This window comes from Nonomuraea sp. CA-143628, from assembly GCF_050942315.1.
Taxonomy (GTDB): Bacteria; Actinomycetota; Actinomycetes; order Streptosporangiales; family Streptosporangiaceae; genus Nonomuraea.
Window position 1 is genome coordinate 432315 of the sequence record NZ_CP192072.1, and the last position, 12401, is coordinate 444715.

Annotated in this window: 12 protein-coding genes; 5 read left to right on the top strand and 7 right to left on the bottom strand. The window is 68.3% G+C overall.

From position 1 onward, the window contains the following. Positions 1 to 56 precede the first annotated feature (56 nt). The 3 genes from ACQP2T_RS02090 to ACQP2T_RS02100 all read left to right on the top strand — a co-directional run bounded on the left by ACQP2T_RS02090 (position 57) and on the right by ACQP2T_RS02100 (position 1775). Positions 57 to 200, top strand: a complete 144-nt coding sequence (locus ACQP2T_RS02090; RefSeq protein WP_433514497.1) for a hypothetical protein — start codon at positions 57 to 59, stop codon at positions 198 to 200. Then, positions 197 to 658: a MarR family winged helix-turn-helix transcriptional regulator gene (locus tag ACQP2T_RS02095; protein ID WP_433514498.1), complete on the top strand. Its 462-nt coding sequence runs from the start codon at positions 197 to 199 to the stop codon at positions 656 to 658. The genes ACQP2T_RS02090 and ACQP2T_RS02095 overlap by 4 nt, the downstream gene beginning before the upstream one ends. A 454-nt stretch (positions 659 to 1112) precedes the next feature. Next, complete coding sequence (locus ACQP2T_RS02100; protein WP_433514499.1) at positions 1113 to 1775, top strand: hypothetical protein; 663 nt, start codon at positions 1113 to 1115, stop codon at positions 1773 to 1775. Between the two features lie 97 nt (positions 1776 to 1872). Here the strand turns inward: ACQP2T_RS02100 and ACQP2T_RS02105 are convergent, their stop codons facing one another. From ACQP2T_RS02105 to ACQP2T_RS02115, 3 genes are all read right to left on the bottom strand, one after another. Further along, positions 1873 to 2778: an endonuclease/exonuclease/phosphatase family protein gene (locus tag ACQP2T_RS02105; protein WP_433514500.1), complete on the bottom strand. Its 906-nt coding sequence runs from the start codon at positions 2776 to 2778 to the stop codon at positions 1873 to 1875. Positions 2779 to 3090: 312 nt separating this feature from the next. Then, a complete protein-coding gene (locus tag ACQP2T_RS02110) occupies positions 3091 to 3660 on the bottom strand; it encodes an O-methyltransferase (protein ID WP_433514501.1) in 570 nt (189 codons plus the stop codon). Between the two features lie 176 nt (positions 3661 to 3836). Beyond that, a complete protein-coding gene (locus ACQP2T_RS02115; protein ID WP_433514502.1) occupies positions 3837 to 4325 on the bottom strand; it encodes a hypothetical protein in 489 nt (162 codons plus the stop codon). Positions 4326 to 4728: 403 nt separating this feature from the next. Between ACQP2T_RS02115 and ACQP2T_RS02120 the strand changes: the two genes are divergently transcribed. Next, positions 4729 to 4959, top strand: a complete 231-nt coding sequence (locus tag ACQP2T_RS02120; protein WP_433514503.1) for a hypothetical protein — start codon at positions 4729 to 4731, stop codon at positions 4957 to 4959. A gap of 292 nt (positions 4960 to 5251) precedes the next feature. Here the strand turns inward: ACQP2T_RS02120 and ACQP2T_RS02125 are convergent, their stop codons facing one another. Next, positions 5252 to 6433, bottom strand: coding sequence for an NlpC/P60 family protein (locus ACQP2T_RS02125; protein WP_433514504.1), 1182 nt, complete (start codon positions 6431 to 6433; stop codon positions 5252 to 5254). Between the two features lie 545 nt (positions 6434 to 6978). Here ACQP2T_RS02125 and ACQP2T_RS02130 point away from each other — a divergent pair. Then, positions 6979 to 7314 (top strand): STAS domain-containing protein, encoded by a 336-nt coding sequence (locus ACQP2T_RS02130; protein WP_433514505.1) that lies wholly within the window; start codon positions 6979 to 6981, stop codon positions 7312 to 7314. Between the two features lie 67 nt (positions 7315 to 7381). On the opposite strand, the gene ACQP2T_RS02135 is transcribed toward ACQP2T_RS02130, so the two are convergent. From ACQP2T_RS02135 to ACQP2T_RS02145, 3 genes are read right to left on the bottom strand one after another with little or no spacing between them, the layout of a single operon-like run. Next, positions 7382 to 9568: a terpene synthase family protein gene (locus ACQP2T_RS02135; RefSeq protein WP_433514506.1), complete on the bottom strand. Its 2187-nt coding sequence runs from the start codon at positions 9566 to 9568 to the stop codon at positions 7382 to 7384. Further along, positions 9568 to 10950, bottom strand: a complete 1383-nt coding sequence (locus tag ACQP2T_RS02140) for a family 2B encapsulin nanocompartment shell protein (protein ID WP_433514507.1) — start codon at positions 10948 to 10950, stop codon at positions 9568 to 9570. Before ACQP2T_RS02140 ends, ACQP2T_RS02135 begins: the two co-directional genes overlap by 1 nt. A gap of 43 nt (positions 10951 to 10993) precedes the next feature. Then, positions 10994 to 12391 (bottom strand): family 2B encapsulin nanocompartment shell protein, encoded by a 1398-nt coding sequence (locus tag ACQP2T_RS02145; RefSeq protein WP_433514508.1) that lies wholly within the window; start codon positions 12389 to 12391, stop codon positions 10994 to 10996. Between the last annotated feature and the right edge of the window lie 10 nt (positions 12392 to 12401).

Below are 12401 nucleotides of genomic sequence, written 5' to 3' on the forward strand. Positions count from 1 at the left end.
TAATCCTCCCACGTTCCAGCGTCGACAACATGCTGTCAAAGTGACAGCATGTTGTCATGAAGCGGATCGTTCACCGCGCTGTTTACGACACTCTCGCCGCCTGGGAGACCGGTCACCTGACCGCCCACCTCCGAAACGGGCGTTACCAGCGTGACCCGGGAGGTTTCGAGGTTGTCACGGAGGTGCTGATGGCGGCATGAGTGAGGCAAGCGAGGCGAGCGCACTGCTGTCGGCGACCACGCTGATCGCCTTCCGGCTCAACGGCCAGTTTCTGGAGGTCGCCGAGGGGCTGGCCAGGCCTGTGGGGCTGACGGCGGCCTGGTGGCAGGTGCTCGGCGCGATCGTGCACGACCCGCTGCCCGTCGCCGGCATCGCCAGGGCCATGGGTATGACCCGCCAGGGCGTACAGCGCATCGCCGACCTGCTGGTCGAGAAGGGGCTCGCCGAATACCGGCCCAACCCCGCGCACCGCAGGGCCAAGCTGCTGCGGCTGACACCGGACGGACGGGCGGCGATCGGCCAGATCGCCCCGGGCCACCAGAGCCTCGCCGACCGGTTGGTGGCCGAGCTGGGGCCTGCGGCGACGCGCGAGAGCCTGGAGACACTCCAGCGACTGTCCGCCGCCCTGGAGCGGCTGAGCGGACCGCCGCGCACATAGCCGTTCTGGGGACGGTTCATACGCGCGCCTCACAGCGGACGCCGAGCTGCGCGCGGTCGCCGACTGGACGAAACTCACCGCTAGATGGCGGATCGCCACGGCCGGCGACACCGCACTGTCCGTCCCGGCCCGAGTCGACCCCGACGAGCCTCGTAGCGTCATCCGCACGACGCCGCATTGGCGTCGTTCACCGAGATCGACCTGGCTGTCAACGCGACCCGGGACCGCCGCAAGCCGATCTGGATGGCCGTGGTGCTGCCCGATCTCGTCGTACGGGGCGAGCGCGCGGCCGGTCGTCCCGGGTTGCCGGTCGCCCCTCTGTATGACCGGCAAATGGCCGGTCGCCGCCCTGTCGACGGTCCACTCACAGTCTCATCATCAGCAGTACAAGCGCCAGGTAAGCCCATTGATCTCCAGATCAGCGGAGAACCCGTTACAAGAAAGGTGCGAAAAGATGTATCAAACGAAAAAGCTGGCACGCCGAGTGGTCACGTTCGCGATGACTCTCTTCTTAGCCGGGACGGCCATGGTCGGGGCAGCGTCGGCGGATGACACACCTGATCCCACTCCCACCCCGCCGGTCGTGAGTTGGACGGACGAAGCGGGCGACACCTACTTCGCCCAGGCACTCACCGCGGACGAGATCAAGGAGAAGGGCCTGGACAAGTACGTTGACATGGACAACCTGACCATGACCACGCCGAGGCTGGAAGACGCCACGACGTCGGGGATGAAGCCTGCGGAGCCTGAGGAGAGCACCGGCGGAACAGCAGCCGTGAAGGCCAATGGCTGCTGGCATTACTGGTTCGGGTACGGGACGTTCTCATGGCCGCGCCTGTACGGAAAGACCGACGTGGACTGGTGCGGCGACGGACGATGGGTCAGGTACGCCAACTCCTTCTGCTACGGCTATGACGACTACACGACCTACAACTACGAGGGTTGCAGCAATTACCCGAACTACGGCGTCGGCTGGAACCTCTACCGAGTGAAGACCCAATGGAGCCTGTGCTATGCGTACAACCCCATCTGGGGCTCGTGTCTTGCGCGTTCGAAGCCGATTCGGAGTTACCAGTTCCTGGGCAGCGGCGCCGTCCAGTACCTGGGCGCCGGCTGACCGATGAGGAGCCTCCGCTCGCCTTTCGAGGACGAGCGGAGGCCGGCGCACCCCGGAAAGGCGCGAGAGGACCGCAGTCCCCGATCGCCGGTGAATGTCAGAACTTGATGCGGGCCGCGACTGCCAGGTGGTCGCTGCCGGTGGCGGGCAGGGTCCAGGTGGTGACGGAAGTCGCCGCGCGGGTCATAACGTGGTCGATCCGGGCTATGGGGAAGGCAGCAGGCCAGCTGAAGCCGAAACCCTCCTCCGCCGGGGTCATCCGGGAGGTGACGGGAGCCAGGCCCCGGTCATCGAGGGTGCTGTTGAAGTCGCCCAGCAGAACGATCCTGTCCAGCTCTTCCGCGGCGATGGCCGCGCCCAGTGCGGCAGCGCTCTCGTCCCGCCAGCCGGTGCCGAAGCCGTCCGGCAGTCGGATACGGACCGAGGGCAGGTGAGCGACATATACGGCCACGTCGCCGGATGGCGTCCGCAGGGTGGACCGCACTCCTCGGCTCCAGTCTCCTGTGACCTCCGCGGGCCTGATGTCCACCGGCAGAGAGTCCGCAAGGGGATACCTGGACCAGAGCCCGACAGTGCCCACGACCGCGTGGTAGGGATGGCCGGGCGCGAGAGCGGTCTCGTAGACGGGCAGGGCGTCAGGCATCACCTCCTCCAAAGCGATGAGGTCGGCTCCGGCTTGGGCCAGGGCTCGCGCGGTTCCTTCGGGATCGGGGTTCTCGTCGTTGACATTGTGCTGGAGCACGGTCAGGCCGTGAGCCGGTCCCCGATCAGCGGGTAGCAACCGCTCACCGAAGAGGGCGGCCCAGACCGCTGCGGGCAGCACCAGGGACGCCATCGCAGTGGCCGAGCGACGCAGTAGCGCCAGGACCATCAGCACGGGAACGGCCAGGCCACCCCAGGGCAGAAAGGTCTCCAGCAGGCTACCGAGATTGCCCACGGTATTGGGCACGACGCCGGGGAACGCCAGCAGCCCGGCCACCAGCACCGCAACCGCCGCAAGCACCCACCCACGCGTCCAGGACCAGGACGGCCGGCCGGGCACGCCCACTTCGCCGCGAAGCCACCGGCCGACGCGACGAGGGCGCTTCCCCGTAGCGTGAACCTTCCGATCTTCGATGCTCATACGCCCGACCGTACGGGTCACCATCTGTCCTTGTGGACCGCCCGGCCAGGTAGTAAGCAGCTCGCCGGGCGGACCGACGGTTCCTGGGTTCTTGGCGGTACGGCCGGGATATGGGTCCAGTTCAAGATCGCTACTCCGGATAGCGGCCGGAACGTTTCCGGGGGCCGCAGCGCGCAGCCGTTCCGGGACGGTTCAGCGGGCCGTCGCCAGGATGACGCCGGAGCCGTGCGTCAGCTCGACCGCGACCAGCCGATCGTGGTTCAGCAAGGTCTGTCGCACACCCTCCTGCCTGCGGACGAACTCCTCGTCCCAGGTCACCCCGGGGTAGGGCACCATGTCGTCCACCAGCAGCACGCCGTGGGGGTTGAGCGCGGCGATCGTCCGTTCGAGCCCCACCTGCTTGCCCGCACCCGCGTCGGCGAAGATCAGGTCGAAGGTGCCCAGCCCGGCCAGCAACTCCAGCGCGTCGCCGACGCGCGGGTGAACGAACTCCGGCCAGCCCTGAGCCGCGAGCCCGGCCCGTTCGGGGTCGCTCTCGATCGTCGTCACCGTGACGTCGGCCCTCGGCCAGAGCCCGCTGACCAGCCACCCGGCCCCCGCCCCCAGCCCGGTGCCGATCTCCAGAATCCGGCCACCCTCCGGCACCTGGGCGGCCAGTACGGCGAGCAGCCGCCCGACGTCCGGGTCGCAGGAGCGGTCGAACCCGGCCGCTTTCGCCCGCTCATGGGCCGCCCGCACGAGTTCCGGCAGATCAGCGTTCATGACCATTTTCTATCGCACCCCCTCTCGCCGCTGCGGCGCGGACACATCGCCCCCCTGGGGCTCTGGCACGGACGTATCGCACCCACTCTCGCCGCTGTGGCGCGGGCGTATCGCTTCTGTCTCGCCGCTGTGGGCGCGGAGGTATCGCGCCTGCCCCGTCAGCTGTGGGCGCGGACCTATCGCATCCGCCCCCGCGGCTTGAGCACAGACAGCGTGGTGGCGGTCAGGAGCATGGCCAGCTGGCCGCCCAGTACCGCGACCTGTCCCCACTGACGGCCCTCGGCAGGCCGCGTCGCGCCCTCGGTCGCGGCGGCCATCCCCTCGGGGTCGAACAGGAACATCCCCAGGCAGATGACCGACACCAGAAGCACCAGCTTGGCCAGCACCCAGTAGTGGCGGGCCAGTCCCCAGTGACTGGTCAGGCCGAGCGTGATGCCGGTGGCCAGCGCGGTGAGGCTGAACGGGATGCCGCCCGCGAACACCAGGCTCGGCATCAGCCGGTAGGCCGCGTGGGCGAGCCCGAGATCGTCCGTCACCGTCGCCACGGTGTTCAGCACGACGAGCCCCCACACCTCGCCGAGCAACGCGACGGAGGCGATGACATGAACGACGAGCACGCCCTTGCGTACGCGCGGCTGTATGACCCGATTTGCTATCCCGACCACGGTTCGACCTCCGGATTCGCGGACTCCGGCCCATCCTGCTCGGCGGATTCGTCCCCGACGTCCCACCACGGGCGATGATTGAGCTACATCGTTCGGTGTAGTGGTGCCAAGCCCGGGGTGATCCTTGCTAAACCGGCCCGCGCGACAAGCCAATCATTATCGATGCGCGGATAAATGAAACTCGTTTAGCCGTGTACGACGCAAGCGCATATGCAGTTGGCCGGCCGGGGGGCTGGGAAAGTCGAATGCCAAGAAAACGAGGCGCCTCCTTGACCGCGAGCAGGCGTTTTTGGGTTGCGACATCGATCGGCTGCCGCGATTGTTATTGGCGGCACCTTCACAGCCCTGCACAAAACGACTAAGGCGCCGGGAATTCCGCGCCCATCAAACGGAGGAAACAAACATGATCCGTCGCATTCTCGCTGGTGCAGCCATCGCGGGCGCCGCTCTCGGCTTCTGCGTCTCCGCGGCTTCGGCCGACGTCGGCCCGAACCCCTACCACAACGGCCCGTCCATTCTGGGCCAGACCAGCATCCTGGACAGCCTCGCCGAGGTGAGCGACGCGGCCAAGTACACCAACGTTCCGGTCACCGCGAACCTGCAGGACGTCAACGTGCTGAACAACAACCACTGACACCATCGCGGCATAGGCGGGAAGGTCCGCTCCCGGCTCCATGGGCGCATGCCGCCTGGCGTGCCGTAGGGCTTCACGGGCGCATGCCGCTTGGCGTGCCGTAGGGCTGGCTCCATGGGCGCGTGCCGTAGGGCTCCACGGGCACATGCCGTAGGGTCGCCGGCGGCACCTTCCGCCGGATCGACGCTTGTGCGATCCGCCTGAACCAACTCCGTGGATACTCGCGAGGCCACGGAATCCGCTCGGATGCGCACCGAGACGGAACGCTGAGCGGCCCGGGTCACGATCGCGATCACGACCCGGGCCGCGAGGTGCTCCCCTTCCGCCCGCCGCCGGAATGCCCGCTCTTGGCGGAGCGCCCATGCCTGGCGGAGTGCCTGCGCCTGCCGCCGGAATGCCCGTGCCTGGCGGAATGCCTGTGTGTGGCGGAGCGCCCGCGTGTGGCCGAATGCCTGGCCCTTCCGGAATGCTTGCTCTTGGCGGAGTGCCTGCGCCCGGCAGAGTGTCCGCGCCCGCCGCTGGAGTGCCTGCGCCCGGCGGCGTGCCTGTGTCTGCCGGATTGCCTGTGTCTGGCGGAGCGCGTGTCCTTGGAAAGCCCGCTGGTGGATCGCGTGCTGTCGGACCGTGTGCTGCTGGAAGGCGGACTGCTGCGACGTGCGCTGCTGGGACGTGCGCTGCTGGTATGCCCACTGCTGGGACGTGCGCTGTCGAGACGGGCGGGCTCGAGAGGGACGGTTGCGGGACGGACGGTCTCGGGCCGGAGGGTCCCGGGACGGATCACCCCCATGAAATGCGGCTTGTTCAGCGGGTCGAGGCGGACGACCTCCCCGGTGAACGGAGCGTCGACGATCCGTGTGCCGTCCACGGCCAGCCCCACGTGCTCTGGCCCCTGGCGTCGCGGTTTGCTGTCGTAGAAGACGAGGTCCCCTGGCGCGACCTGCTCCTTGGGCACTCTGGCCCCTGACCGCCACTGCTCGTGCGTCGTTGTACCGATCGACACGCCCGCGCTTGCCCAGGCGTACTCCGTGAGGCCCGAGCAGTCGAAGCCCTTGGTCTTCTTGCCGTGTCCGATGCCGTAGCCGGGGCCCTGGGGCCCGCCGCCGCCCCACGAATAGGGGACACCGAGCATCCCCAGCGCGGCCCGCACGGCGACGCCGCCAGCGGCTGCGCCGTCGGCTGCCGCGCCTCCAGCTGCCACGCCGTCGGCTGCCACGCCGCCAACTGCCGTGTCTCCGGCTGCCGCGCCTCCAGCCGCCCTGCGTCTGGCTGCCGCGCCGCCAGTTGCCGCGCCTCCGGCCGACCCGCCTCCGGCCGCGCCGTAAGTTGCCGCGCGGTCGATCACAGCCGCCTGCGGGCAGCGCCCGGTGCTCTTCTCGCACGTCCGCCGGACGTCGGCCGTCGCGGTGCCGGAGTCCGGCGTCGCGAGCGAGCCGCACGCCAGGACCGTCAGCAGCAGGGCCCGTTTCACGTTCACTCCAGGGAGCGTTCCTCATCCCCTTTAGGGATAAAACGCCCTTTAGTTAGGCGGGGCCTGCATATGGTCATAAGATGAAGTTTGTCCACGCCGTGATATGTCGATAAATCGTGACTGTCCGGACATTTGGTGCAAATGGCGATCAAGTGCTAAAGAATTTGAATAGAGAGCTCGCTTCAGAGCTGGTCGCCGGCAGAGTGGAAATTCGTTGGATGGTCATTTATTCAGCGCGTTGACAATGCCATTCTCTCGACAATTCTTCGACCGCCTGAACTGGTTGATCAATTTTACCCGACGCTGTGGTGATTGTGTCGCCGAGCGCTTCTAGATCGGCCGCGACCTTCCGCACGAGGATCTAGACGATCGCGCGGTCGCTAGGTGCGAGTCTCGGGCGGCGGAAGATCCGGCTGCCGGATGGTTCATGACTTCGCTGTAATACGTCCATATTTTCGTGCATATCAGGTGGTGAAACATACTTCGTGTAATGTGAGACCGGGTTCGTGTCGACGACAACCCCCATGCGTGAGGTCTGATTGGGGGGTGCGATGACTGTGAACGGCGAGGCGGCCGAAACGTCGGAGCGCCTGCTGTACGAGGACGACCAGCTGCGCATCTCCCAGCGGGCCAGGTGCGAGGTTCCGGCGCTGGCGCTGCGTGGCGAGATCGACATCACCAACAGCTGCGCCCTCGCCCGGACCCTCGCCGCCGCCCGCGAGGGCGAGACGCACATCATCGTCGACATCGGCGAGCTCACGTTCATCGATCTGTCGGGTCTGCGCGTGCTGGCCATGCCGATGCTCGACCCCGCTGAGCGCTGGATACGGCTGCGTAACCTCACGCCGTTCCAGCGACATCTCCTGAACCTGCTGGGATGGCACTGACACCCGCACGGCACACACGAAACACGCCGCCCGCACGGCAGACGCCGCCCACACGGCCCAAGCCGCGTCAGACGATCATCGCCGCCGAGGTGCCCAGGCCCGTCGGCCCGCCCAGCCGCCACTCCGGCGGCCGGTGGTGGCGCCGTAGCGACGCCTCGTCATAGCGACGGCAGTCGCGATGCCACCTGAGGATGCCCGCCATCCAGTTACGCAGCTCCGCCACGTAGCCGTTCACGGCCGCGCGTGCCTCCCCGTCCAGCCGGAGGTCGTTGTACATGACCGGGAACTCGTGCGCGAAGACGTGCTCGAACCCCTTCATCCGGGACGTCATCAGATCGGCGACGATGCCGAGCGCCACCGGGTAGTCACAGTCGAAGAAGTTCTGGACGACCAGCAGGCCGTTGTGCAGCTCACCCTCGAACTCGATCTCCTTCTGGTACGAGAAGACGTCGTTGAGCAGGGTGGCGTAGTCGGCGGCGGCGTGCTCCAGCGAGACCATCGGCCCGGCCCGATAGACCTCCTCCGGGATCTTCTTCTCGCGGGCCAGGCGGCACAGGCTCATGGTCAGGTCGGAGCCGAAGGTCAGCCGCCGCATCTCGATGTAGTCGACGGGGTCGGGCACCCGGTTCAGCAGCTGGTTGTCCAGCTCCCACAGCCAGGACCGGCACATGTCCTCGATGGCCGCGCGGAACCTGCGTCGTGCGGACATGCTCATCGGCCCCGCCGTACGGGTCCAGAGATCGGACAGGCCCCGCTCCAGAGCGGTCACCGGAGCCGGGGGAGCCGAGCCGTCGAGCGGCATGAAGGCGCCGAACCGGTCGACGGCGGCGCGGGCGGCGGCCAGGTTGCGGGATCGGCCGAAGACGGCGGGGAAGTAGTCGTCGCCGTACGTTCCCCACGCCAGCCAGGCCGCGGCCAGATCCAGCTCCTCCAGCGCCCCGTCGGGATGGAGCCCGGAGGCGCACAGCGCCAGGTCGTAGTCGACGAGCTTCTCCTCGTCCCAGACGGCCGAGCCGGTGACGCCCGGCTGCGCTTCGAGTATCCCCATCGCGCGCGCCCAGGCGACCACGTTCAGGCGGGCGGCCTCCAGGTGGGGCGAGCCGCCGACCTCGAACGGCATGTAGAAGTCGGGGATCCGCGACGGGCCGACGGGCGTGTGCGGGACGTGGGTGAAGCTGCGGATCCGCTTCGCGCCGAGCAGGTCGGCGATCGAGGTCGTGCCCAGTGGTCGGCGGGTCGCGCGCTCGTTCATGTAGCGGCTGGAGGCCATGTGCCATTCGTGGCCGCCCGACTGCCAGTCCTGGAGCCCTTTGACGTAGGCCAGCACGCCCGCGCAGGAGAGCGGGTCGAGGCCCTGCTCCACGAAGAGCGGGCCCAGCTCGGTGAACACGGTGTGCTCGAACTGCTGCAGCCGCGAGGTGAGCAGGTCGTTGACCGCGTCGGCGGCCTCCTGCGTGGTGCAGCCGAGGAACTTCTCCAGCACGAGGACGCCGTTGCTCAGCTCGCCCTCGTCCTGGGTCTCCCGCTGGTAGGAGAACAGGTCGTTACGCAGGTGCACCGCGTCGGCGAAGGTGTCGCGCAGCACCCGCATCGGCCGGGAGCCGGCGACGCGCGCCGGGACCTCGGCCCCCACGGCGTGCTCGACCAGCCCGGCCGACCATGGCGCCCCGCCGACCTTGCGCCGCATCTCGATGTACTCGATCGGATTGGGTATCCGGCCCGCGTTGATGTTGGACAGCTCCCAGAGCGACTCGTTCAGCAGGTTGCGGGTGCTCTCGGCGAAGCGCTCCCGCCAGGCGAGCGACCTGGCGGGGACCGTACGGGCCCACAGGTCGGCCAGCCCAGCCTCGACCGGGTTGGTCGGCTCCGGCGTCGCGCACGACAGGTCCATCGGCATGAAGGCGGGCAGCCGGTCCAGGTAGCGCTTGCCGCCCTCACGGTCATGGCCGCGCTTGAACGCCTCCAGGAAGTGGTCGTCGAAGAAGAAGACCCAGACGTACCAGTCGGTGATCAGCGAGAGCTCGGCGCCGTCGCAGTCGGGATGGGTGTAGCCGCACAGCAGGGCGTAGTCGTGGGCGTCGAGGTCGGCCTGCTCCCAGATGCCCGAGCCCTCCAGCATGCCCATGCCGCGCGCCCACTGCCTGGACTGCGCGCGCGCCTCCTCGACGTGCGGGTTGAGGCGGGCCGGATACGGAAGGTAGAAGTCCGGCAGCTCGAACGGCTGGGCCGCCTCCCCATCCACGGAACGCGTCATCAGCCCATCACCTCGACGTTCTCCAGCATGCCCAGCGCGTCGGGCAGCAGGACGGCGGCGGAGTAATAGGCACTGACCAGGTACGACATGATCCCCTTCCCGTCGATGCCGGCCAGGCGGACACTGAGCCCCGGCTGGTACTCATCCGGAATGCCGGTCTGGTGCAGGCCGACGACGCCCGAGTCCTCCTCGCCGGTCCTGAACGCGAAGATCGAGGTGGTGCCCTCAGGGCTGATCGGGATCTTGTCGCAGGGCAGGATCGGCACCCCGCGCCAGGCCGTCAGCCTGCTCCCGTCGAGCTGGACGGTGTCGGGGTAGACCCCGCGCGCGTTGCACTGCCGGCCGAAGGCGGCGATGGCGCGGGGATGGGCCAGGTAATAACGGGTCTTCTTCCTGCGGCTGAGCAGTTCGTCGAGATCGTCGGGCGTAGGCGGGCCGCCGTACGTGGAGATCCGCTGCCGGGCATCGACGTTGTGCAGCAGCCCGAAGTCCCGGTTGGTGACCAGCTCGTACTCCTGGCGTTCGCGTAGTGCCTCGATGCTCAGCCGGAGTTGCTGGTCGAGCTGGTTCATCGGCTGGTTGTACAGGTCGGAGACCCTGCTGTGCACCCGTAGGACGGTCTGGGCGAGGCTCAGTTCGTACTCGCGGGGGCTGAGTTCGTAGTCGACGAACGTGCCGGGCAGCGCGGGCTCGCCGTGGTGGCCGGCGGCCAGCTCGATCGCCGCCTCGCCATGCTTGTTCTGCGGCCGGGCCCGCCGGTCCTGATGCGCCTCGATCTGCGCCCGCAACGTCGGCGAGACCGCCGTCAGCGCGCGGAACACCGCCCAGGGCAGGAGCAGCACCGTGCAGGTGGTGGCGGCCCTGAGCGTGTACGCCCACCGGTCCTCCCGCTCGGGGAGGTCGTGGCCCGTGTGATCGCCATCGGCCAGCGTCTCCCGCAGGACGCTGGTGCCGTACGGGCCGGTCTGCAGCTTGTCGGCCTTGCCGTGCGCGAGGAGCAGAAGGGCGTCGGCCGGGCGGCCCTCCTGCACGATCGTCTCGCCCCGCGCGTATTCCCGCTGCTCGAACTCCCCGGCCAGGGTGTCGAGCAGCGGGTCGCCGTCGAACCCGTGCAGCAGCGGCAGCTCGGTCAGGCTGGGCGGGATCACCCGCGTCACAGCGCCCGCGCGGGCGAAGCTGACCCGGCCGCCGCCGACCTGATAGGTGAGCCGGCGGTTCACCCGGTAGGTGCCGGCTGCGGTTTGTACCCACGGAAGCGCCCGCAGCAGCCAGCGTGAAGAGATCTCCCGCATCTGCGGGGCAGTCTTGGTCGTGGTGGCGAGCCGGCGTGCCGCCTCCGTGCCCAGGCTCTGCCTTGAGTCCCGCTGGTCCAATTCCGTCAACCGAAACACCGCCAATCATTGGGCCGGGTGAACCGATCCGCGCTCAGCTGCCGAGTGCGACGTCTTCGAGAATGCCGAGTGCGTCAGGAACGAGTACGGCAGCGGAGAAGTAGGCAGTGACCAGGTAGGAGATGACGGCTTTCTCATTGATGTTCATGAAACGCACCGACAAGCTGGGCTGGTATTCGTCGGGGATGCCGGTCTGGTGCAGGCCGACAACGCCCTGGTTCTCGTGCCCTGTGCGCATGAGCAGGATGGAGGTCGTCCGGGCGCCGGTGATCGGGATCTTGTTGCACGGGAAGATCGGCACCCCGCGCCAGGCCGGGATGCGGTGCCCATTGACCTCGCTGGCCTGCGGGTAGATGCCGCGCTTGCTGCACTCCCTGCCGATGGCCGCGATGGCCTGCGGATGCGCGAGGAAGAAGGCGGGCTCCTTCCAGACCGTGGACAGCAGGTCGTCGAGGTCGTCGGGCGTGGGAGCGCCACTGCGGGTGCGGATGCGCTGACTGAAATCGGCGTTGTGCAGCAGCCCGAACTCGCGGCTGTTGATCAGCTCGTGTTCCTGGCGTTCGCGTAGCGCCTCGACGGTCAGCCGGAGCTGCTGGTCGAGCTGGTTCATCGGCTGGTTGTACAGGTCGGAGACCCGGCTGTGCACCCGTAGGACGGTCTGGGCGACGCTCAGTTCGTACTCGCGCGGGGTGAGCTCGTAGTCGACGAAGGTGCCGGGCAGCGCGGGCTCGCCGTGATGGCCGGCGGCCAGCTCGATCGCCGCCTCGCCGTAGGCGTTCTGGGACCGTCCTTCGGCGTCCCGCGTGCCGCGCAGGTGGGCGCGGAGCTCGGGGGACCGGTCGAGGACCGCCTGCAGGTTCTGCCGCGAGAGCGTGAGCACGGTACAGGCGGTCTTGGCCGTCGCCGAGAACGCCCACTGGCCCGGCTCGCCCAGCAGTTCCTCGCCGAAGTGGTCGCCGTCGGCCAGCACCCCGAGGTTCTGCTCGTCGTCGTACGCGCCGCGCCCGGTCTTGGCCACCCGGCCATGGGCGATCAGGACCAGCTGGTCGAGGGGAGCGCCCTCGCGGACGATCTCCTCGCCCGACTCGTACTCGCGCTGGCTGAACCCGTCGGCGAGCGACTGCAGGACCTCGCCGTCGCTGAAGCCGCGCAGCTGGTGCAGCTCGGTGAGCTCCGCCGGGATGACGCGCACGTCCGCGCCACTGGTGGTGAACGTGATGCGACCGTCGCCCAGGGTGTAGGTCAGCCGGCGGTTGACCCGGAAGACGCCACCGGAGGTCTGCACCCACGGCAACAGCTTGAGCAGCCAGCGGGAGGTGATCTCCTGCATCTGCGGGGCGGTCTTCGTGGTCGTCGCCAGGTTCTTGGCGGCATCGGTGCTGAGGCTGAGCTGCTGGCCGTTGGCCTCGGTCGACTCGGTCGTTTCGGTCATCGTGCACCAC

Coding starts and splice junctions, on each gene's coding strand:
- ACQP2T_RS02090 (WP_433514497.1), top strand. CDS start 57: ATGAAGCGGATCGTTCACCGCGCTGTTTACGACACTCTCGCCGCCTGG.
- ACQP2T_RS02095 (WP_433514498.1), top strand. CDS start 197: ATGAGTGAGGCAAGCGAGGCGAGCGCACTGCTGTCGGCGACCACGCTG.
- ACQP2T_RS02100 (WP_433514499.1), top strand. CDS start 1,113: ATGTATCAAACGAAAAAGCTGGCACGCCGAGTGGTCACGTTCGCGATG.
- ACQP2T_RS02110 (WP_433514501.1), bottom strand. CDS start 3,660: ATGAACGCTGATCTGCCGGAACTCGTGCGGGCGGCCCATGAGCGGGCG.
- ACQP2T_RS02120 (WP_433514503.1), top strand. CDS start 4,729: ATGATCCGTCGCATTCTCGCTGGTGCAGCCATCGCGGGCGCCGCTCTC.
- ACQP2T_RS02130 (WP_433514505.1), top strand. CDS start 6,979: ATGACTGTGAACGGCGAGGCGGCCGAAACGTCGGAGCGCCTGCTGTAC.
- ACQP2T_RS02135 (WP_433514506.1), bottom strand. CDS start 9,568: ATGACGCGTTCCGTGGATGGGGAGGCGGCCCAGCCGTTCGAGCTGCCG.
- ACQP2T_RS02145 (WP_433514508.1), bottom strand. CDS start 12,391: ATGACCGAAACGACCGAGTCGACCGAGGCCAACGGCCAGCAGCTCAGC.